The sequence below is a fragment of the Sediminibacillus terrae genome (assembly GCF_009602435.1).
Taxonomy (GTDB): domain Bacteria; phylum Bacillota; class Bacilli; order Bacillales; family Amphibacillaceae; genus Sediminibacillus; species Sediminibacillus terrae.
Genome location: NZ_VZDQ01000024.1, coordinates 37,582 through 58,288, shown reverse-complemented (window position 1 = coordinate 58,288; position 20,707 = coordinate 37,582). Strand labels below are relative to the sequence as shown.

The 20,707-nt window shown below is 41.2% G+C and carries 16 protein-coding genes and 1 pseudogene; 14 read left to right on the top strand and 3 right to left on the bottom strand.

Annotated elements, in window-relative coordinates; genetic code table 11:
* Positions 1–199: 199 nt before the first annotated feature.
* The 5 genes and pseudogenes from F6X55_RS11590 to F6X55_RS11570 all read left to right on the top strand — a co-directional run bounded on the left by F6X55_RS11590 (position 200) and on the right by F6X55_RS11570 (position 6,500).
* The gene (locus tag F6X55_RS11590; RefSeq protein WP_153463445.1) at positions 200–2,422 is read left to right on the top strand and encodes a bifunctional glycosyltransferase/CDP-glycerol:glycerophosphate glycerophosphotransferase; all 2,223 of its coding nucleotides are present in this window, start codon (positions 200–202) and stop codon (positions 2,420–2,422) included.
* Between the two features lie 183 nt (positions 2,423–2,605).
* A pseudogene (locus F6X55_RS11585) lies at positions 2,606–3,763 on the top strand (CDP-glycerol glycerophosphotransferase family protein); the annotation flags it as partial.
* A 141-nt stretch (positions 3,764–3,904) separates the two neighbouring features.
* On the top strand, positions 3,905–4,726 hold the full coding sequence (locus F6X55_RS11580; RefSeq protein ID WP_153463441.1) for an ABC transporter permease: 822 nt from the start codon (positions 3,905–3,907) through the stop codon (positions 4,724–4,726).
* A gap of 13 nt (positions 4,727–4,739) precedes the next feature.
* On the top strand, positions 4,740–5,546 hold the full coding sequence (gene tagH / locus F6X55_RS11575; protein WP_153463439.1) for a teichoic acids export ABC transporter ATP-binding subunit TagH: 807 nt from the start codon (positions 4,740–4,742) through the stop codon (positions 5,544–5,546).
* A gap of 219 nt (positions 5,547–5,765) precedes the next feature.
* A complete protein-coding gene (locus F6X55_RS11570) occupies positions 5,766–6,500 on the top strand; it encodes a WecB/TagA/CpsF family glycosyltransferase (RefSeq protein WP_237648653.1) in 735 nt (244 codons plus the stop codon).
* A gap of 36 nt (positions 6,501–6,536) precedes the next feature.
* On the opposite strand, the gene F6X55_RS11565 is transcribed toward F6X55_RS11570, so the two are convergent.
* Positions 6,537–9,443 (bottom strand): CDP-glycerol glycerophosphotransferase family protein, encoded by a 2,907-nt coding sequence (locus F6X55_RS11565; protein WP_161993078.1) that lies wholly within the window; start codon positions 9,441–9,443, stop codon positions 6,537–6,539.
* A 186-nt stretch (positions 9,444–9,629) separates the two neighbouring features.
* Entirely contained in the window at positions 9,630–10,781 is a 1,152-nt protein-coding gene (locus F6X55_RS11560; RefSeq protein WP_153463435.1) for an LCP family protein, read from the bottom strand.
* Positions 10,782–11,000: 219 nt separating this feature from the next.
* On the opposite strand from F6X55_RS11560, the gene F6X55_RS20070 reads away from it, so the two are divergent.
* The 5 genes from F6X55_RS20070 to F6X55_RS11540 all read left to right on the top strand — a co-directional run bounded on the left by F6X55_RS20070 (position 11,001) and on the right by F6X55_RS11540 (position 13,749).
* A complete protein-coding gene (locus F6X55_RS20070) occupies positions 11,001–11,162 on the top strand; it encodes a hypothetical protein (RefSeq protein WP_202616138.1) in 162 nt (53 codons plus the stop codon).
* A gap of 586 nt (positions 11,163–11,748) precedes the next feature.
* Positions 11,749–11,970 carry a DUF1659 domain-containing protein gene (locus F6X55_RS11555; RefSeq protein ID WP_026570723.1) on the top strand — a complete coding sequence of 74 codons (222 nt, stop codon included), beginning with the start codon at positions 11,749–11,751 and terminating at the stop codon, positions 11,968–11,970.
* A gap of 57 nt (positions 11,971–12,027) precedes the next feature.
* The gene (locus F6X55_RS11550; RefSeq protein ID WP_026570722.1) at positions 12,028–12,240 is read left to right on the top strand and encodes a DUF2922 domain-containing protein; all 213 of its coding nucleotides are present in this window, start codon (positions 12,028–12,030) and stop codon (positions 12,238–12,240) included.
* Between the two features lie 221 nt (positions 12,241–12,461).
* Complete coding sequence (locus tag F6X55_RS11545; RefSeq protein WP_081704599.1) at positions 12,462–12,596, top strand: YvrJ family protein; 135 nt, start codon at positions 12,462–12,464, stop codon at positions 12,594–12,596.
* A gap of 301 nt (positions 12,597–12,897) precedes the next feature.
* Positions 12,898–13,749, top strand: coding sequence for an STAS domain-containing protein (locus F6X55_RS11540; RefSeq protein WP_153463433.1), 852 nt, complete (start codon positions 12,898–12,900; stop codon positions 13,747–13,749).
* Positions 13,750–14,011: 262 nt separating this feature from the next.
* Here the strand turns inward: F6X55_RS11540 and corA are convergent, their stop codons facing one another.
* Positions 14,012–14,962 (bottom strand): magnesium/cobalt transporter CorA, encoded by a 951-nt coding sequence (gene corA, locus F6X55_RS11535; RefSeq protein ID WP_026570720.1) that lies wholly within the window; start codon positions 14,960–14,962, stop codon positions 14,012–14,014.
* Positions 14,963–15,129: 167 nt separating this feature from the next.
* Between corA and F6X55_RS11530 the strand changes: the two genes are divergently transcribed.
* The 4 genes from F6X55_RS11530 to pdxA all read left to right on the top strand — a co-directional run bounded on the left by F6X55_RS11530 (position 15,130) and on the right by pdxA (position 20,388).
* Positions 15,130–16,872, top strand: coding sequence for a sigma-54-dependent Fis family transcriptional regulator (locus tag F6X55_RS11530; protein ID WP_153463431.1), 1,743 nt, complete (start codon positions 15,130–15,132; stop codon positions 16,870–16,872).
* A gap of 185 nt (positions 16,873–17,057) precedes the next feature.
* A complete protein-coding gene (locus F6X55_RS11525; RefSeq protein WP_051382142.1) occupies positions 17,058–18,080 on the top strand; it encodes a 2-keto-3-deoxygluconate permease in 1,023 nt (340 codons plus the stop codon).
* Between the two features lie 15 nt (positions 18,081–18,095).
* Positions 18,096–19,427, top strand: coding sequence for a four-carbon acid sugar kinase family protein (locus F6X55_RS11520; protein ID WP_153463429.1), 1,332 nt, complete (start codon positions 18,096–18,098; stop codon positions 19,425–19,427).
* On the top strand, positions 19,390–20,388 hold the full coding sequence (pdxA, locus tag F6X55_RS11515) for a 4-hydroxythreonine-4-phosphate dehydrogenase PdxA (protein WP_419866468.1): 999 nt from the start codon (positions 19,390–19,392) through the stop codon (positions 20,386–20,388). The genes F6X55_RS11520 and pdxA overlap by 38 nt, the downstream gene beginning before the upstream one ends.
* Positions 20,389–20,707: the final 319 nt, after the last annotated feature.

Sequence of the window (20,707 nt, the reverse complement as noted above, 5' to 3'; positions counted from 1 at the left end):
TAGACACTATTTATGAGGACTAAAGTACCTGGATAAGGATAGATATGGGTATAGTCGTGTAGGCTCTTTCATAGTTTATCCTTTTCCTATTAGTAAATATATAAGGAAGTGATATAATGCAATTTATTTATATGATTTACTGCTTTATACCTAGATGATATAATATTGAAATTGAAATTCTATTCTTGGAGTGGACATAATGAAAAAAATTTCAGTCATAATACCTGTTAGTAATACAGGTATGTATTTAAATGATTGTATAAATTCCGTTTTGGAACAAACTTATCAAAATTTTGAAGTTATCATTGTCGATGATAATTCGAAAACAGAGACTAAACAAATAATTCAAGATTTTTATCTTTTGGATGAGCGAGTGAAGGTCATCACCCTGGAAAAACACCATGGTGTAGGATTTGCACGTAATAAAGGGCTAGATCAAGCAAGTGGGGATTACATTTATTTTTTAGACAGTGATGATTATATAGCTGAAGACACTTTGGGAAGCCTGTTGAGGAATGCAGAAGGATTCACAATGGTTGTCGGGAAATCAAATATTACTGCTACGGACAGAACAACTAACAAAGAAGAAAAACAAATGTTGCAGGAAGATGCACAAGACCTGGAGTCTCCAAAATATTCAGCCGAGGACGAGACAAGTAATCTGGAGGAAGAAACGACTCCAAAGGATAAAACTGTTCTATACAAGAAAAAAAGGGCGAAACTGTTTAAGAACAGATCAGTGCTTAATCGGCTTGTCGCACGAGATTTCATTGAAGAACATGGGCTGCGTTTTTCAGAACAAGTAAAACATCACTCGGATTTGGCATTTCTTGTTCCTGCCTTGATAAATCTTGAGAATATCCTGTTAGTAAAAAACAGCTTTTATTATAAACGCCGACGAAACGACCCAATTCATAATCCATCGTTAAACCAATCAGAGAGTAGAGAAAAAGTAAAAGACTTTTTACAAATTTACAATTCCTTGCGAGAAGCATATAAAGAAGTCCCTATTGCAGGAAGGTACCTGGATCGACAATTTTTAAATTATTATCGAAAGCAAATCGCGATATACATCAAGAATACAATAAACATCGAAGAAGTTTATGACTTACTAAAAGCCGGAGCGAAAAAAGTAGATGAAAATCTCCTTAAAAATAAATCAGTCATTCTTCGTAAAGAAATGAGAACGTTGAGAACAAAAGATTTGCATAAGTATAAGGCGATAATTAAATTACACAACAATTTAAGGCAAATCAGAAACATGACAAAAAGTAAAAATAAATTTTTTATCGGGTTGTATCGTCTGGTGTTCATGAAAATGCCAGTAAAAGACAATATGGTAATACTGGAGAGTTTTCAAGGTAAAAATTACAATGACAGCCCTAAATATATTTACGAATATATGAGGAAACATTACCCGGAATTTGAATACGTATGGAGTTTGAATGATCTCAATAAAGATATTCCTGGCAACCCTAAGAAAGTAAGAAGGTTGAGTCTTCGTTATTATTACAACGTAGCGCGAGCCAAGTTTTGGATAAGCAATGCACGGATGCCCAACTACTTAAATAAACGGCAGGAAACAACCTATTTACAGACATGGCATGGTACACCATTGAAAAAACTGGCTGCAGATATGGATGAGGTTAGTATGCCGGGAACGAATACGGTTAAATATAAGCGTAATTTTGTCCGGGAAGCGGGCAAGTGGGATTATTTGGTGTCACCGAATGCCTACTCTTCGAAAATATTCAGGAGTGCTTTTCAATTTCAAAATGAAATGTTGGAAACGGGATATCCTCGAAATGATATCCTTTCAGCCCCTGATATGGAGCAACTGCAAAAAGAACTAAAGACCAAGTTGGGCATACCGGAAGAAAAAAAAGTCGTCTTATATGCGCCGACTTGGCGAGATAATGAATTTTTTGAACGAGGCAAGTACAGATTTAATCTTCAATTAAATTTAGAACAAATGAGATCTCGATTGGGCGATGACTATGTTGTTGTTCTTCGAATGCATTACCTCATAGCAAATCAATTGGATATAAGTGAATTTGATGGATTTGCTTTTGACTTTTCCAAATATGATGATATAGGTCATCTTTATTTGATATCCGATATATTGATCACAGATTATTCTTCCGTATTTTTTGATTATGCCAATTTAAAAAGGCCGATTCTTTTTTATACGTATGATTTGGATTTGTATAAGGATACTTTGCGTGGTTTCTATTTTGACATTGAAAAGGAAGCACCGGGTCCACTTTTGAAAAACACAATACAAATAATCGAAGCCATTGAAAACATCGAAGAACTAAGTAAAGATTACGCAGAACGTTACAATGCGTTTTATGGAAGGTTCTGTGCATGGGATGAGGGAAATGCCGCCGAGAAAGTTGTCAATCGAGTGTTTAACAAATAGTAGTGCAGGAAATACAGGGCTGAAAAAATCAGTCCTGTTATTTATTGATAAGTTCCAGTTATGTTATTAATTTACTTAACGATTGCAGACAGATAAAATGGCGATAAGACATGTTAAAGGAGAAGGAATATAATGGCTTCCTTATTAGCATCGCTTTATAATGTATTGAAAAGAATTTATGTAAGAATTTACCAAATGCTGTTTTGGATAATGACAAAGCTTCCCCCTAATAAAAAATTGGCGGTATTCGAAAGTTTTTTAGGGAAGCAATACAGTGACAATCCACGCGCCATTTATGAGTATATGAAAGAGCAAGATATGGATTATACCTTTTATTGGAGTGTCGATAAACGCAACGAGCACTTGTTTGAGGGAAGAGGATTGAATACGGTAAGAAGACTATCCCTGAGGTGGCTGATGATCATGCCAAGAGCCAAATATTGGATCACCAACAGCAGACTGCCCTTGTGGATACCAAAACCGAGGCATACGACCTATATTCAAACTTGGCATGGCACACCATTAAAAAAACTGGCGGCAGACATGAAGGAAGTCCATATGCCAGGGACAACCACCGAGAAATACAAACGCAATTTCACAGAAGAAGCAGCGAAATGGGATTATCTCGTGTCGCCGAATGAGTATTCCACAGAAATTTTTCGAAGAGCCTTTCGTTTTAATAAAACCGTGATTGAATCAGGCTACCCGCGAAATGATTATTTGTACCATGCCAATAATGTAGAAACCATGAGAGCTTTAAAACAAAAATATCATTTGCCCTTGGATAAGAAAATCGTCCTTTATGCACCGACGTGGAGAGACAACCAATTTCATAAAAAAGGACGCTATAAGTTTGACAACCCGCTTGATTTGTCAAAAATGAAAGAAAACCTGGATTCGGAGTATATCCTGCTGCTGCGCATGCATTATTTAGTTGCAGAGAACCTGGATTTGTCAGCTTACAAGGGTTTTGCATATGACTTTTCTATGCATGAAGATATTCGCGAACTATACCTGCTGGCAGATATCCTGGTTACCGATTATTCATCTGTCTTCTTTGACTATGCGAATTTGCATAGGCCAATCATTTTCTATGTATATGATATCGATGAATACAGGGACAAATTAAGAGGTTTTTATTTCGATATTGAAGAGCAAGCCCCTGGTCCACTGGTGAAAACCACCGAAGGAGTTATTGAAGAGATAAATCGAGCGAAAGAAGCAGACATCACTGCAGACAAAAACTATCAGGATTTCTACCAGCGTTTTTGTGGATTGGAATCTGGTGATGCAGCAAAGCAGGTGGTGGATACTGTATTTGAAGATAATAAGTACAGTTAATTTAAGTATAGGTTATGCAGATGATTGAAGAGGAGCAGCCGTATTGATAGAGCTTCGGAATTAGGTTGTGTTTTTTCATTGACCTTAGTATAATTTGATAAGTATGTGAATAGATAGAATTATTTGAGGAAGGAATACCTTATGAAATCAGCAATAATAGTGTTAAAAGAGCAGATTAAACACTTCTTCTTAATCAGAAGGTTATCGTTATATGAAATAAAAAGTGCTAACCAAGGAAATTACTTGGGAGTACTTTGGGAAATAATAAATCCATTAATTCAAATAGCAATATATTGGTTTGTATTTGGATATGGTTTAAGACATCGGGCTGACATTCAAATGGGTGAGATTGAAGTACCCTTTGTTCTATGGATGGTGGCAGGATTCATTGTATGGTTCTTTTTTTTCCAATCCACTATTCAAGGTTCTAAGTCGATTTATAAACGCTTACGCATGCTCTCTAAAATGAATTTTCCGATGAGTGTCATCCCAAGTTTCGTTATTTTTTCGCAGCTATACATCCATTTAATCATGATTGTAATAGCGATGGTTTTTTTCAATTTCTCGGGTTTCTCGATTAATCTATATTATTTGCAATTAATTTACTTTGCTTTTGCGACGTTTGCATTCACTTATGCACTGTCATTAATTACCTCTACACTTTCTACAATAGTGAGAGATTTGCATATGCTTTTGGCATCTGCATTAAGAATGGTGTTATATTTATCAGGAGTTTTATGGCCTATTGCAACTATAGATATGCCTTCTATACAATTTATTATGAAGTTAAATCCTTTGTATTATGTCATATCAGGATACCGCGCTGCATACGTGGGATCAGAATGGTATTTTGTCAGCCAATGGGAGTACACAGTTTATTTTTGGATACTGACTTTCGTATTGCTTATCATAGGTTCTACTCTGCATCTAAAATTCAGAAGACATTTTATAGACTTTCTCTAAAGAAGGGAATAATATGGAAAAATCAATTATAGTTAAAAATGTTTCGAAAAAATATAAATTGTACAACAACTCAAGAGAACGAATATTTGATTTGATATTGCCTAAAAATTTTGGAGAAGATTTTTATGCGCTTCATAATGTCAACTTTGAAGCGGAAAAAGGTGATATTGTCGGTTTTGTTGGTGTGAATGGCTCAGGGAAGTCAACACTTTCCAATATAATCGCAGGGATAGTGCCCGAGACATCTGGGAAAGTACAGTTAAACGGGCAAGCTTCCTTGATTGCTGTTTCATCTGGGTTGAAGAAAGAACTTACTGGAAGAGATAATATCGAGTTGAAATGTTTGATGCTCGGATTTTCAAAAAAAGAAATAAAAGCAATGGAGCCTGATATCATTGAGTTTGCAGAACTAGGAAAATTTATTGACCAACCAGTAAAGTCTTATTCAAGTGGAATGAAGTCTCGCTTGGGTTTTGCGATTTCTGTAACGATTGATCCTGATATTCTGATTATAGACGAGGCTTTATCAGTTGGAGATAAGGCCTTCGCTGAAAAAAGCCTGGAGAAGATGAATGAATTTAAAAAAAAGGGCAAAACAATGATCTTTGTCAGCCATTCCATTGGTCAGATGAAAAGATTCTGTCAAAAAGTGCTTTGGTTGGAATACGGAAAGGTGAAAGATTATGGGACAGTTGAAGAAGTAATGCCAAAATATGAAGAATTTTTAAAGACCTTCAAGAAAATGTCTAAAAAGGAAAAACAAAAACATCGTGATGACGCTCTAAAAAGCGCCCGAAAACAACCATTACCATCCGAATAATTATAAACACCGCCACTATTGGTGGTGTTTTTAATTGGATATATAGCTTTGCTTTGTATTAACAAAATACTAATTGTCGAAGCCACGGTTTAATGGCATAATAGGACAGGTATAATACTGTGATTATCTGCTTGATATATCCTTTTCTATTCATATTTATTAGTTATAAGATTTCACTTTTAATGAGATTAAATAACTAGACTTGAAAGGTTGTTTATTGTGTTGAAAACAAATAGCCATGTATCCATTATGGATATACCTTTCCTCAATTTGTCCCAACAGCAGCTGTTGGAAAAACATCTTTACCCTAGAATAGCTGAGGAAAAGAAAACATACATTGTCACCGCCAATCCTGAAATTGTTATGAAAACGAAAGAAAATGAGACATATAAAAATATGGTCAAGCAGGCTGATTTTATTATTCCTGATGGAACTGGGATTGTCATGGCTTCAAAATTAATAAAGCAGCCGATTCAGGAACGTATTGCCGGTTTTGATTTAATGACTCATCTCATCGGTTACGCGGAAGATCAGAAACTAAGTTGCTTTTTTTTAGGTGCTTCAGAAGAAGTAAGTGAAAAAATGATCGAGCGGTTAAAATCGCTTCATCCATATTTGCATATCGCGGGAAGGCACCATGGCTTTTTTGAATTGGAAGACCGTACAGTCATGGAAGAAGTATTGGACAGTCAACCTGATTTAGTATTTGTAGCATTAGGTTCCCCAAGACAAGAAGAATGGATAACGAGATATTACAATGAATTTAATAAAGGTCTGTTTATGGGGGTGGGAGGAAGCTTTGATGTAATCGCTGGAGAAGTTAAAAGAGCCCCTAAATTGTGGGTGAATCTTCAACTAGAGTGGCTTTATCGAACTATAAAGCAGCCATTTAGGTGGAGACGAATTCTGAAAGTATTTGAGTTTATGTTTCGGATAATACTAAAAAAATATTGATAGAATATAAAAAAAGGCCGAGATTTCCGGCCTTTTTTATATATGGTTGATTTCCTGATAGATACGTTTACAGTTGTCCCGGTCCACTTGGGAAAAAATCAAGTATTTCTTTTCGGATACGGAAGAGTGCTCTTGAAAGTTATCTAATAAATAATATTCAATCGCATCGACCATTTGTTCTTCCGACCGGCAGATGTCCCCTAGGAAGGTTTCCTCAATCGGACGCAGGATACCATCCCGGAAAAAGGAGTCTGCATCAAAGTGATAAAAAACGACGGGCTTCGCCATGAAATTGAAATCGAAAGATACAGACGAGAAATCAGTGATCATCAATTTGTTTTCCATGATTAGTTCCTGAACATTTTTCTGACCAAGTTTCAATACATTGATGCGATCGCAGGCAAGGCCGCTGAAATGTTCGATAAACTGCTGCATGCGATAATGCGGGTAAAGGTTCAAGGTGACATCGTATTTCTCCAGTAAATCATGAAGGCGTTCGTTGTTCAACAAATTGTTGTACCGACAGAAATACTCAGACTCCAAAAAGTCTTCCTCTGTTTTTAACCATTCCCGCCAGGTTGGAATCACGAGAATCGAGCGTTCTTCATGATGCTCGGTCAGCAAGTTGTCAAAACGGGAAAGACCAGTGATTTTCACTTCCCTGTCTTTATATCCCATTTTATTCATGACAAGTTTCTTTTCCGGCTCGGAACTGACACATACCATATGAAATGGATATTTATAGTACTTGCGATGGTACTCTACATTCTTTCTGCCTAACACGCCATGCTGCAGGAAGATTCGTTTTCCCTTTTTAAAGGACTGTAACTCTGCTCCTTTGGCGGGCAGGAAGTAATCTGGATCATGAGAACCAATGAACACTGACGCCAGTGAAGCCATTCGTAAATGCTCTGCTGAACCATTGTAGAGGATATTACCTAAATCCAGTATGTTACGTATATCTTCGGAATCCCGGTCAATTACATAATAGACCTCTTTTTCCGGATGATGCAGCCGGCAGTACCGAAAGAAATGGTAACCGGTATCCTGGGCGGTATCCGGTCGTTCCCCAACCAGCCAAATATCCCGGTGCCGATTCCGAAAACGATCGATATACTGACCGTACTTCAAGTAGTGCAGCTTTTCTTCAGAGAAAGAAATAGATTCTATTTTAAGATTCCCTCGAGGTGTGTAGGTCAAGTAATTCCTTATATAATTACCGTCGTATGGGACGGTGTTCTCTCTAAGAATTTCATCTTTATAGTAAGTGTATTGTTGTGCACCTAACTTTCTTTCTCGGACAATGCCTTTGTAATGAAGTTCAACAAATAAATCATAAATTTCTTTGTCTTCGGTTTTTAGGTGAGTATATATCCGTTCAAGTGGAACACTGATATCAAATCCCGCAAACCGATAATCGTATCGTCTGGAATGCAGTCGGTTCACTTTTTTTGAAAGTAATGGTATTTTTATTTCCTCTTCCGTTTCCCGCTCCCGGATAATCAGAAAGCGCTCGATTACGTTAGGATGATCGAAATTGACTGTATCCAGATAGGCATACCCTTTTAATTGCAAGTGACCATCTTTGAGATTGAATCGCTGCAAATCACGTTGTACGGTCAGTTCGGTTAAAGACACGGACAAATGGTTCTTCACTGTCGGGTAATAAAATGCCTGATAAATGGTAGAATTTTGGAACTGGATACGAGAGTTATATGCTACTGTTCCTGATTTGACTCGCAAGCGAAACAGATGCTTTTCGCCATATATTTTTAATTGTAAATAGGCATCCCAACGAATACTGTCGATATCTTCAAAGGGAATGATGTCCCGATAGTCGAACGGGAATTCAAATAAAAACCCTTCGGATGCAGGATCACGCTGGACTTCTATTGGGAAGTAATGAAACTCATCCGTATTTCGTTGACGCAAAGCGATCTGCATCGGAGCATCACTGTCGTGTTTGTTTAACAAATAACTCCTCAATATGCCGTGCATATGCACGGACCAATTGTCCACCAAGGAACTTTCCAACCCGCGAAGCCGGATGAAGGCCATCCGGCTTCTGGAAGACAAAGAGCCTTTTTTCGTCATGTAGGTGCGTAATTCTCTGGATTCTTTTTCCGTTTGATAATAGAGGGGATCCTGGTAAGCAAGGACTTTGCTGTTTTTGACTTTTATCCTGAATCTCTGACCGCTTGCCAGATGAAAATAGTAATCCCAAGTCCCTTTAGGATAGTCCATTCCGGAAAAGGCCACCGTTGCTTGCCATCTACCATCATCCAGCCATCTTATCGGCCGGTAATAATGAAAAGTAGAGTCCCTTTTTTGTATTAACAGCTGAATATGCTGTTTATCCTCATGAAAAAAGTCTGCCCAGCCTTCTATCTTCAAGCTGCTTTGCAGAGTGGTCACTTGATCGACGAAGTTAGGAACCTGGTACAATTGATTGTCCAGAATGGTATCCTTTGCCTGCAGGCTGACATTTCCGTTTACGGTGATATAAGGTTCGATAATTAGGTTTCCTTCTACTTTTTTATTGGCAAAGCTATAAATTTCCTTGCGAAAAGATTTAGAAGGAGGAAGACGGTACAATTTATCTTTATCCACTAAATAGAAAGCCCACTTTCCGGTCTCGGAAAAGTCGGGTAGTTCTTCCATTACTAGAGAAGTATGCATTTGATGCTCGTAACGACCATTTAAGAAATGGGAGAGAGGAAAGTAATATTCTGTTTTCTCTTCATCCATACTTCTTAAAAGTAAAGCTGCTTCTGAAAAGGTTTGCTTCTTCTTACCGCGATTTATCAATTCTACTATCAATTGATTATTCTCAAAGAAGAGGGATGAAATACGGAAGGGGTGAGAACGCAATTTTCTGATTTGGCGTTTTGCTTGCTTGTAAATGAATTTTTTTCCTTTATGTATTTTCGCTAATTTTTCCATCATCTGATTTCCTTTCTCTAACGACAGTTCCCATTAGGTTCAGTATCTTGTTTTTACCCATATTTTATTCGTTGTAAACTCCGACGATGTGTCCCTTTTTAAAGGATGAAAAAGAACTATTTTATCGGTAAAAATAGTAAAAAAAGAACCGCGGATAAGCAATTTTGCTTATCCGCGGTTCTTGAATTAGTAGCTTGATTCTGAATTGAAGTTGTCATATTGATTATTTTGCTCACCCTGACTAGGATCCGAATAGGAGTCGTTACCATTCGTCCCGTCTTGGGATGGTTCTTCAGTGGATTGATCAGAATCATTTTGATAATCGTTGTTCCCATTTGCATCCTCACCTGGATGTTCAGTACTTTCCAAATCGAGATGATTACGCAATTCGATTCGTTTATTTGCTACATCGGTTTCATCAAGTTGGTAATAATAAATGCCATCAATCATCGAATCTTGGCCATCGAGATTAAGAGTCTCTATATTCAGATTGCCGCTGGTACCATAAGAAATAAAGCTCTTCATCTCACTAAAACGCATATTCGTAGTCATGTTGTTTCCGACTGCTTCCATAATGTCATCATACTTTGTTATCGATCCAATATTGGCAGCTTTTTTAATCACAGCTTTAATGATTTCCTGTTGACGTTTACCCCGTTCAATGTCGTTATCCTGTTTCCTCGTTCTAGCCAAAGCTAATGCCTCTTCGCCGTTTAGGTTTTGCTCACCGGGATATAGATGAATAGCGTTTGCTTTATCGTTAGAGTCCTGTTCAGACATTTCATAAGGAACATCGACATTAATACCATTTAAGGCATCGACCACATCGATAAAAGCTTCAAAGTCCATTTTCACATAGTAGTCTACGGGTATGTCGAGTAGACTTTCTACCGCTTCAATGGATGCTTTAGGACCTCCATAAGCATGAGCATGATTAATTTTGGTATTATATCCAACTTCCGGAATATACACATAGGAATCACGTGGAATGCTTAGTAGCTTGACGCTTTTGTCATCCTTGTTAAGCGTGGCAAGCATCAAAGCGTCAGAGCGCGAGCTTCCCTCATTGTCACGTTTGTTGCTTTCATCTACGCCGATGAACAATACCGAAACGTTATCAACGTCCGGGTCCACTTCTTTTTCACGAAGCTCCGATTTGTCTCTCCCGTCATCTTCATAGGAGTCGCTGACAACTTCATCTGCTTTATTATATAAATATGCCCCATAGGCAGTCGTAGCACCAATCAAAATCAAAATTGGCAAAAATATAAATAAAAGGCGTCTCCGCTTCTTTACTTTTCGTTTCCTTATTCGTCTTTGTTGGGCATTATTTTCCATTCACTAGTCTCCTTATTGATAGAGCTAATCCTTGATAAAACACTATTTTTTATTTTACACTGAAATCCGACACTAGTAAATTGAATTTTGATTTAATTAAATAATCGTTTTTAATAGTGAGTTCATCTCATATAGGATAGAAGATTGTATAACAGTTCATTACCTGTTAAAATGGTAAAGTAATTATTGAAAAATCTTACAACATAAGGATTGACAGATATGAAACAATTTGATGAATTACCTAAGTCTGTAAAAAAAACGGTTCGATATATCCTTCAAGATACTGAAGCGGAAAGGCTTTTGGAAATTGAAAAACTTTTCTCGACTACAATTTCCAGAAGAAAAAAGTTATTAAAGAAAAAAAGTGATATAAATGAGTAAGTTTACAGAAAAAGATACAAAACTTGTGTATGATACCCAGGATTTGAAGCGTTTGGAGAAACTATTAAAGCATCTTTTGTTAAGAAGTGAGAATGGCGCTTCCTTACAAGAAGTGATGTCCGTTCTGTATAGTGAGCTACCAAAGATTATTCAAACTAGCAAACTTTAATGGAGTACTTTCTATAAAAACATTTTCCTTTTTTAAATGTGTACCCTATGTAAAGGACATTAAAAAAATCTAGGCTGGATCAAGAAGATGATTTCTGTTTGAACAGGGGTCATTTTTTTTAATTGCATTGAATCGGTAGTGGTTGTAGTACGTGATGTATTACTTAATCTCTCTCTTTAACTCCTCTGGGTGACACATCTTTAAAATGCTCAAATAATGACTCTTGTGGCGTGCGTTATCTCAATAGTCTCCTCTCCTTGTCATAGATTGGCGTAAGCCAATCTTTACGGCTTTTTGAAAAGCTGGATGCGTCTTATGGATTCCCAGATGAGTCAGAGTGGAGTAAGGAGTCTTTTCCTTTCTTAGCACCTATCTTTCAACTTCCGGCGATCATGGAAGTGAAAGGAGGTGAGTGGTATGGCTGACATGCAAAAGGTGGATTCCCGGTTGCAGCTGGTCTTTCAAGACGGTGTAGACGGGGAAAGCGGAGAGCCGATTCTGAAAAACAAAACCTTCAACAACGTAAAAACAGCGGCGACTGCAGACCAGTTGCTTGTTGTTTCGACAGCACTGGCGGATTTGCAGCAACGTGAACTCTATTCAATTAAGCGAAATGACAGCTCGCTTATTATTGAATAGGTAGGGCGGACGCGCAGTAGTGTTCCGATTTTCTCAATAGAGGGAGGAGGTGGAGACATGAAGAAGTTGGAGCTTAAATTCTTGAATGAAGAGGACAAAACCGTGACGATATCCCTTGATCAGCCGGTGGAACCCGCTGACCCGGCCGCTGTCAATGCAGCGATGGATGAAATCATCAATCAAAACACGTTCTTTTCTTCCGGCGGTGACCTCGTCAGCAAAAAAAGTGCCCGAATAGTCGAGCGAAACGTCGAAGAAATCGAATTATAATCAACAAGCAAAGGGGGCGGTCATCGACCGCCCCTTCAATTTCGGGGACAGACCCCGATTTGGGGTCAGTCCCCTGGAGCGGCCGATCTGACTAGCAACACATCTTAAAGCTTGATGCAGCACGATTTAGTCGGGGAAGGGTCAGTCCCTCTCGATGACATATCCCGGGGAAAGTCCGAATTTGGGGTCTGTCCCCTAAACCAAGGAGAGGAGGAGGAAGCGTGGAGACGTGGTTATCTTTGGCGACGGATGTCGGTTTTCCGGCAGCAGTGACGTTTTACTTGCTTCACCGTATCGAAGGAAAGCTGAATACGTTGATCGAGTCAATCCATGCCTTGCCAGGAAAACTAAAATAAAATTATTCCTACCCTCAAAACCGTCGGTCATTACTTACTATAACCGGCGGTTCTCCAACCTATCATTCAATCTCTGTAATTCAGAAGTGACGAGAATATCCGGGGCACCCTGATTTTGTAGTCGCGTGAAGTGTTTTGATTGTGTAATACAGACGTGGTTGGCCAATTTATCTCAAAACCTGACCTATCCAGTTCCTGTTTTAATGGTAGGATAAAATTTACAAACCTATATTGTTTGCCCTTTCTGTCCAATATCCTATATTCTAGATAAAAGAGACCAATTAATTAAGGTGGTATTCCTTTGAAACACGAATTGGAGTATATTGGGAATAAAGTAGTCAATATGCATCAAGAGTTGGCGGAAAAACTTGAAAGGGCTATGGATGATGATTATACGAACAGTCTAGTAAATTCGGGAATGCCTATCGAGGATCGTACGGAATTCCGGGCAGAGCTGATTAAGTATTTGGGCGAATCCTTATATAAGGAATCCGAAACCATGTTGCCTTCAGTGGAAGATTGGGCCAGGCGCGTTTCTGATTTTACGATTCGCTACAATGTGAAATTGAGTGATGCTTTACGGGCAGTTTCCTTTTACCGAAGGGTGATATGGGATGCGGTCACCAGGGAGTTGGAAAGTCGGCAGTTTGCACCGATTACCATGTTGGATGTATCCAAGATCATTGATCCATTGCTGGACAAAGTGAGTGCGGTGATTGGAAATGTTTACGAGGAACATAACGACCGTCTTATGAAGGTTGCCTATAGTGCCTTGGAAGAGTTGTCTGTTCCAGTGGTTCCAGTCGCCCCAGGAATCGCTGCCGTGCCAATTGTCGGAGAAATCGATACCCATCGTGCACAGCTTATAACAGAGATTGTGTTAAAGGAAGGGACGGATCTCGAACTTGACTTTGTCATATTGGATATATCGGGTGTCCCGATGATCGATACCATGGTATCCGATCAAATCTTTCAAATTTTAAAAGCGCTCAGTTTGATTGGCATCAAGGCGATCATTACCGGCATTCGTCCAGAGGTTGCGCAGACAATCGGCAATCTCGGCCTTGACTACAAAGGGGTGACAACAAGGGCGACATTGCAACAAGCGTTAGCCGAATTAGGGTTCAAACAAGTGACATCTCCTGAAAACTAAAACATCAACGCCAAAAAGGGACTGTCCCATTTATGGGGACAGTCCCTTTTTGGCGTTTTGGATTTTTGGAAGGCTTAGGAGGGACTGACCCTCTTAAGCCTCCATTTTCGTTTCGAAACATACAAATCCTTTGGATATCAACCTTCAGGGATGCAAAATCCGTCCCTATTTAGAAGCTTGTCGGGAAACCATGAATCCGAGGGGACAGTCCCTCTCTATGCGTCTTCATTATGGGGACTGTCCCCCCCTCCGATGCTATGCTTTATCCGAACCAGCCTTTTTTCTTGAACCAGATAATCATACTTACTGTAATAATAAACATGACGGCGAGGGAGGCATGGTAGCCATACTGCCACTCCAATTCAGGCATGTTGACAAAATTCATTCCATAAATGCCTGCGATGAAGGTCAAAGGCGCAAAAATCGAGGTGATGACGGTCAGTACCTGGATAACCTTGTTTTGCTGATAAGAGTTGACGGAAATAAAGTTGTCGCGGATGTCATTCGTGATTTCCCGGTTGGATGCAACCATTTCAGACAGCTTCATCAAATGGTCATAAATGTCGGCGAAGTATTCCCTCCGTTCCCGGATTCCGTCCAAACGATGGGAGCTTAACATCCGGTAAAATAAATCTCTGATTGGATTGATCGTGTGGCGCAATCGCAACAGCTCGTGCCTTAAATCGAAAAGCTGATCGAGCAGTACATCCATCGGCTTGTCCTCCGGATTTTCTTCAACTTGATTGATCAGGTCCTCCAAGTGATAAACTATCGGAAAAAAGTTGTCGACGACCTTGTCCAATACTTCGTAAAAGACCCGGTATTCATCCCAGCCAGTCAGATCCTCTTGCTGCATCAACCTGTCCCATACCTGCTGAACCTCGGCAGAATCCCAGTGGTGGAAGGTTACCACATAATTGCTTCCGATAAAAAAATCGATTTCCCGCTGTTCGAGACTTTCAGCACGAATGGCATGTGTGACGAAAAAAGAGAAATCATCATAGTAGTCCAGCTTGGGACGCTGGAGACTATGAATGCAGTCTTCAATGGCGAGCGGATGGAAATGCAAAGCGGTGTCCAACTGCTTGATTTCTTCGGAGTCCGGCTCGCTGAAATCGATCCACCACCATTTGTACTGTGAAAAATCGACATCTCTTATATCGATGTCGGTCCATTTTCGGTTTTCTTCTGTTACGGCAACTATTTTAATCATATAAAGGCTCCTTAAATAATATGAAAGTTCCTCTACTCATAAGTATAAACAGATTCTATGACTTGCTAAACGCCTGAATGGCTGTCCCTATTAATGACATACCCGAAAATCTATGACATAATGTACTTGTTGAAATTTGCAACAGAAATAGAAAAAGAGGGATAATCATGATTAAAGCAATGGTGATTGCTCCATATTCTGGGTTAGCAGAGACAGTCAAGCATCTTCGACAACAAGAAAAGGAACTTGCCATAGATATCGGAGTCGGAAACTTAGAGGAAGGTGTGGAATTGGCCCGTCAGGCGGAGAAAGACGGCTATGATCTGATAATCAGCCGGGGAGGTACGGCTTCCTTGATCGAAGAAGCTGTGTCAATACCGGTTATCCAGATCGATGTCACCGGCTATGACATGCTACGGGTGTTCACATTGGTCCGCGACATGGAGGCAGGCGTGGCAATGGTTGGATTTCCTAACATTTCGCAAGGAGCGGCTACGATTTGCAATATTCTCGAATATGACATCAAAATGATTACCATCGGGAGCGGCGAAGAAGTGAAAGGACACCTGGAAGCATTGAAACAAGCAGGCTACGCGGTAGTCATGGGAGATGTCGTTACCGTCCAGACGGCAGAGCAGGTCGGCTTAAGGGGGATACTTATCACATCCGGAAAGGAAGCGGTATTGGCTGCCTTCAATGAAGCGAAACGGATTCACAGGCTGTTCAGTAAAGTGAAAACCCAGTTCTCCCATTTAAAGAATGCATTTGAATCATTGCCCGCTGCACTTGCAATGGCCAAACCAGACGGTGAAGTCGTGGCCAGTAATCCCATGTATTCCGAAACGGTTCTTGATCAGGATCTTTTGCAGACAGAATCTGTCCTGAAGATGTTGCAAAAAACGAACGGTCAGCAAGCAGAGCAATCCGCCGTAATCGCTGGCAAGAACCGGTCTTATTTTGTGCAGACCTTTCCGACAAAGGATGATTCGCTCGTTGGGATCCTGCTCCGTCCTTCCTTTTTATCGCAAGCGACCGAACAAGCGATTCAGATTAAAAGCAATCCGGCTCACATGCCGATCATCGGTAATAGCCCCTTTGCTCAAAACGTAAAAGAGTGTGTACATAATTATGCGGGAGCGGAAGAGGCGATATGGATTGCCGGTGAAAAGGGGACTGGGCGCGAAACGGTTGCACAGGCCATTCATTTTGAACGTTTTGGTCAGGAGGCTCCGATGATTGTAATCGATGGTGCCAGGGTCACTGAGGAGGATTTACATTTACTGGAAAGCAGAGCATCGATTATAGAATTAAAGCGAGGGACCGTTTTACTAAAACAAACAGACAAACTCCAGACAGGCGTTCAAAGGGTGTTGTTGCAGCTGCTCTTTGGGAAACAGCAACGAGTATCCGTAATTGCGATGGGAGACTTGAAAATCGCAGCCGAACGTTTGGACAACCAACTCTTCCAACACCTGGCCGCTATTACATTGCATTTGATTCCATTGCGGGAAAGGAAACAGGACATCTCGGCTTTCGTCCACTACTTTTTATCCGAGTTTCACGCCAATCAAGGCAGTGAAACATTAAGCATCAAGCAGGAGGCAGTCCAGGAATTGCAAAATTACGAATGGCCCGGAAATTTGGATCAGTTGAGACTGGTCGTGCGAGAACTAAGCATGCGTACAAACGGATATTACGTCGAACAGGACATTATTCCATCTGTCCTGCAGACGCAGACTGGACTCGCTGCTCAAGAAGGTACATCCATCCTTTCCATCCAGGGAACGTTGGCTGATATGGAGCAGCAAATCATGCAAAAGGTATTAGCAGAAGAAGGAATGAATCAATCGAAGGCGGCAAAAAGATTGGGAATCAATCGATCTACGCTTTGGCGTAAGCTCAATCACTGAGCTTACGCCATTTTGTTGCAAAATAAAACGTGACCGAAAGAGAAATGTTGTATTTTTCGTCAAAAATTTTACAAATTGTGTTGCTTTTTGTAACTGTTTGCATTAATATAATAACTGAAAACGCTTTATAGCAATTATATTGTTTTATTTTGAAACAATCATGTTAAAATGGGGGAGGAAGAAAAATGCAAATTAAAGCAACGTTAGATCGAATTCCAGGGGGCATGATGGTCGTTCCGTTACTATTGGCGGCGATCCTGAATACCTTTGCTCCTGATTTACTCAGAATCGGTAACTTCACACAGGCACTGTTCGTGGATGGGGCAAGTACCTTGATCGCTTTGTTCCTATTATGTACCGGTGCACAAATCAACTTCCGCAACGTGGGAGTCAGTCTTGGGAAAGGCGCCACACTGTTGACGACAAAATGGGTCGTCGGTGCAGCATTCGGTTTGCTTGCCTACGCACTGGCAGGAGATAACGGGCTATGGCTTGGATTGGCACCGATCGCCATCATCGCTGCAATGACCAACAGTAACGGTGGTTTGTATATCGCCATCGTCGGCCAATACGGCAACAAAACAGACCGTGCGGCATATTCTTTGCTGGCATTAAACGATGGACCGTTTTTCACCATGGTCGCTTTGTCCATTTTCGGGGCAATGGGCTTCGTTGACGGGATGTTCTCGCTGCAATCTTTCATCGCAGTTCTGCTGCCTATTCTGGTTGGTATGGTTTTAGGTAACTTGGATTCGGATATGCGTGATTTCCTTGACAAGGGAAGTTCGATGCTTATTCCATTCTTCGCCTTTGCGCTTGGTATGGGAATCGATTTCGGTAAAATCATCGAAGGCGGATTGACAGGTATCGTGCTTGGCTTGATGACTGTTTTCCTTACAGGAACCATTTCTTACTTTGTGTTTAAAGCATTCAAATGGAATCCGATTGTCGGAGCTGCAGAAGGTTCTACTGCGGGAAATGCAGTGGCGACACCAGCAGCCATCGCGGCGGCAAACGCCAGCTTCGCCAGTGTTACTGATCTTGCGACAGTACAGGTCGCAGCGTCGACCGTGACAACAGCAATTTTATTACCGATATATATTGCATTTTTAGTAAAACGATTGGAGAAAAAGGGAGTAAACCTTCCTGGAGACTACGAAGAGAAAGATACCTCTTCTGGAAAAGCAACTTCAATCTCTGCATCTTAAGAACGGGGGATTAGTATGGCACAAGTAATCGGGATAATCGCAGACGATTTAACCGGCGCTAATGACAGCGGTGTTCAGCTGACAGAAAAAGGTATCGACACGTCTGTGTTGTTTGATATCCCAACCCATCAGGAAAAGGTAGATAAAGGCATTGTCATCGACACCAATTCCCGGGCATTAAGCAGGGAAGATGCCTATGATGTAACAAAAAAAGCAGCAAGTTACTTGAAAAATTCAGGCTATCAGCATATTTATAAAAAAATGGATTCTACGTTACGCGGCCATATTGGAACAGAACTGGAAGCTGTACGGGAAGTGTTTCAACCGGAGTTTGTCATTGTAGCTCCGGCTTTTCCCCCTTACGGCAGAACGACCGTGGACGGTCATCACTATGTGAAAGGTGTGAAGATTTCCGAGACGGAAATTGCACAGGATCCCAAGCATCCCGTCACCGAGTCATATATCCCGGCAATCATTGAAGAGGAAATCGGAGCGCCTGTCGGATTGCTAAAAGCCGATGAATTACGTAAAAGCTTTGTTTCCTGGGTCGAAAAAATAAAACAATTCAAGGAACAAAACGTGCAATATATTGTGTGTGACGCCGAAACACAAGCCGACCTGCAAGCCATCGTGGAGCGGATGGTATTGTTGGCTGACAACCTTGTCTGGGCAGGTTCAGCCGGTTTGGCAGAGGTGCTTCCGTTGGTTCTTAAGCTAGGTGATCAATCCGCGCCAAGTGTGGTCCCGCATTCTGAGCAGGTGATGACAGTCTGCGGCAGCTTGTCGGAAGTAACGCAGCAGCAGGTCCACTATGCCAAGGAGCAGGAAAACGTCGTACCTGTGGAAATCGACACCATGCAAATCTTTTCCGGTAATTGGCAGCAACATGCGGTACACTATGTGCAGATGAGCGAAGCCGCGTTAAAACAGGGGAAGGACATTGTGCTTTATGTTCCATCCAACCAGCAAATCCGTGAACAGGTGAAGCAACTGGGAAAAGAACTGGAACTTAGTAAAAACCAAATCGGAGAACGTATTTCGGAAGCCATCGGCCAGGTTGTTTCAACTGTCGCCGAACAGCATTCAAAGTTGACAGGCTTTATTCTGACAGGCGGTGATACCGCCAAAGAAACCGCCCGCCACTTAGGGGCTGTAGGCTTCCGATTGATCAAACAAATAGAGGCGGGAATTCCTGTCGGCACGCTGATTGGAACCAGCCGTGAAATTACAGCAGTCACAAAAGCAGGAGCGTTCGGACAAACAGAATCGATTTACCGAGCGATGCAGGAATTGAAAGGAGTCTTACATGATGAGCAAGAAGCCAATCGTCGGTATAACTATGGGTGATGCCGCAGGTGTCGGCCCAGAGATTATCGTGAAAAGTTTACAAAAACAAGAAGTATACGAAAATGCCCATCCATTTGTCATCGGGGATGCCAAAATGCTGGAACGGGCAGCAAAAGTGCTCGATACCGAAATCACCATTAAACGAGTGAATGAAGCAGAAAATTTTGAAGACACCACTTTCGGTGAAATCGCCTGTTATGATCTTGATATATTACCGGTAGACTTGCCGTTTGGCCAAGTTTCTCCGGAAGCAGGGCATGCAGCGTTCGAATATCTGAGAACGGCGATCGAACTTGCCAATGCTGGCCGGATTGATGCCATTTGTACCGCGCCTTTAAACAAAGAAGCACTGCACAAGGGCGGCCATGTATATCCGGGCCACACAGAAATTTTGGCCGAATTAACCGGCACGAAAGATTTCTCGATGATGCTCTCATCACCGAAGTTGAAAGTAATTCATGTAACGACGCACGTCGGACTGATTGACGCCATCAACATGATCGAACCGGAACGCGTTTATCACGTTATCCGTCTTGCTCATGAAACGTTAAGCAATTCCGGCATCAAACAGCCGAAAATCGCCGTTTGTGGTATCAATCCGCATGCAGGTGAAAACGGCTTGTTCGGTTATGGTGAAGAGGAAGAAAAAATCATTCCGGCCATCGAACGTGCTACAGGAGAAGGAATCAACGTAGAAGGCCCCCTTCCTGCGGACACGTTGTTCTTCCGCGCCCAACGCGGTGACTTCGACATTGTGGTCGCCATGTATCATGACCAAGGCCACGGACCGATCAAAGTGCTCGGCCTGGAAGCTGGCGTCAATATCACAGTCGGCCTGCCGATCATCCGCACAAGCGTCGACCACGGCACCGCCTTCGACATCGCCGGCACCGGTATCGCCGATGACCAAAGTTTACTGGAAGCATTGCGTCAGGCAATAGAACTGGCACCGGAGAAATAAATAGATAATGAGAGAACCCCCGACGTAGTCGGGGGTTTTTCTGTTGTTGTAGTTCCTGTAGTAGAGCGAGTAGTAAGAAAAGAAGAGCGACTTCCCTGGAAAGAAGAGCGAAAACCGGAAAAAGAAGATCAACTAAAGTAAAAAGAGGAGCGACTCCCACGGAAAGAGGAGCGAAAACCAGAAAAAGAAGATCAACCTGGACGAAGAAGATTAACTAGGCTCAAAAGAGGAGCGACTCTTCCGAAAAGAGGAGCGAAAACCAGAAAAAGAAGATCAACCTGGACGAAGAAGATCAACTAGACTCAAAAGAGGAGCGACT

Excerpts from the sequence above, each read along its gene's own strand:
- F6X55_RS11590 (WP_153463445.1), top strand. The coding sequence starts at position 200 with ATGAAAAAAATTTCAGTCATAATACCTGTTAGTAATACAGGTATGTAT.
- F6X55_RS11580 (WP_153463441.1), top strand. The coding sequence starts at position 3,905 with ATGAAATCAGCAATAATAGTGTTAAAAGAGCAGATTAAACACTTCTTC.
- tagH (WP_153463439.1), top strand. The coding sequence starts at position 4,740 with ATGGAAAAATCAATTATAGTTAAAAATGTTTCGAAAAAATATAAATTG.
- F6X55_RS11565 (WP_161993078.1), bottom strand. The coding sequence starts at position 9,443 with ATGGAAAAATTAGCGAAAATACATAAAGGAAAAAAATTCATTTACAAG.
- F6X55_RS11560 (WP_153463435.1), bottom strand. The coding sequence starts at position 10,781 with ATGGAAAATAATGCCCAACAAAGACGAATAAGGAAACGAAAAGTAAAG.
- F6X55_RS20070 (WP_202616138.1), top strand. The coding sequence starts at position 11,001 with ATGAAACAATTTGATGAATTACCTAAGTCTGTAAAAAAAACGGTTCGA.
- F6X55_RS11555 (WP_026570723.1), top strand. The coding sequence starts at position 11,749 with ATGGCTGACATGCAAAAGGTGGATTCCCGGTTGCAGCTGGTCTTTCAA.
- F6X55_RS11550 (WP_026570722.1), top strand. The coding sequence starts at position 12,028 with ATGAAGAAGTTGGAGCTTAAATTCTTGAATGAAGAGGACAAAACCGTG.
- corA (WP_026570720.1), bottom strand. The coding sequence starts at position 14,962 with ATGATTAAAATAGTTGCCGTAACAGAAGAAAACCGAAAATGGACCGAC.
- F6X55_RS11530 (WP_153463431.1), top strand. The coding sequence starts at position 15,130 with ATGATTAAAGCAATGGTGATTGCTCCATATTCTGGGTTAGCAGAGACA.
- F6X55_RS11525 (WP_051382142.1), top strand. The coding sequence starts at position 17,058 with ATGCAAATTAAAGCAACGTTAGATCGAATTCCAGGGGGCATGATGGTC.
- F6X55_RS11520 (WP_153463429.1), top strand. The coding sequence starts at position 18,096 with ATGGCACAAGTAATCGGGATAATCGCAGACGATTTAACCGGCGCTAAT.
- pdxA (WP_419866468.1), top strand. The coding sequence starts at position 19,390 with ATGAGCAAGAAGCCAATCGTCGGTATAACTATGGGTGATGCCGCAGGT.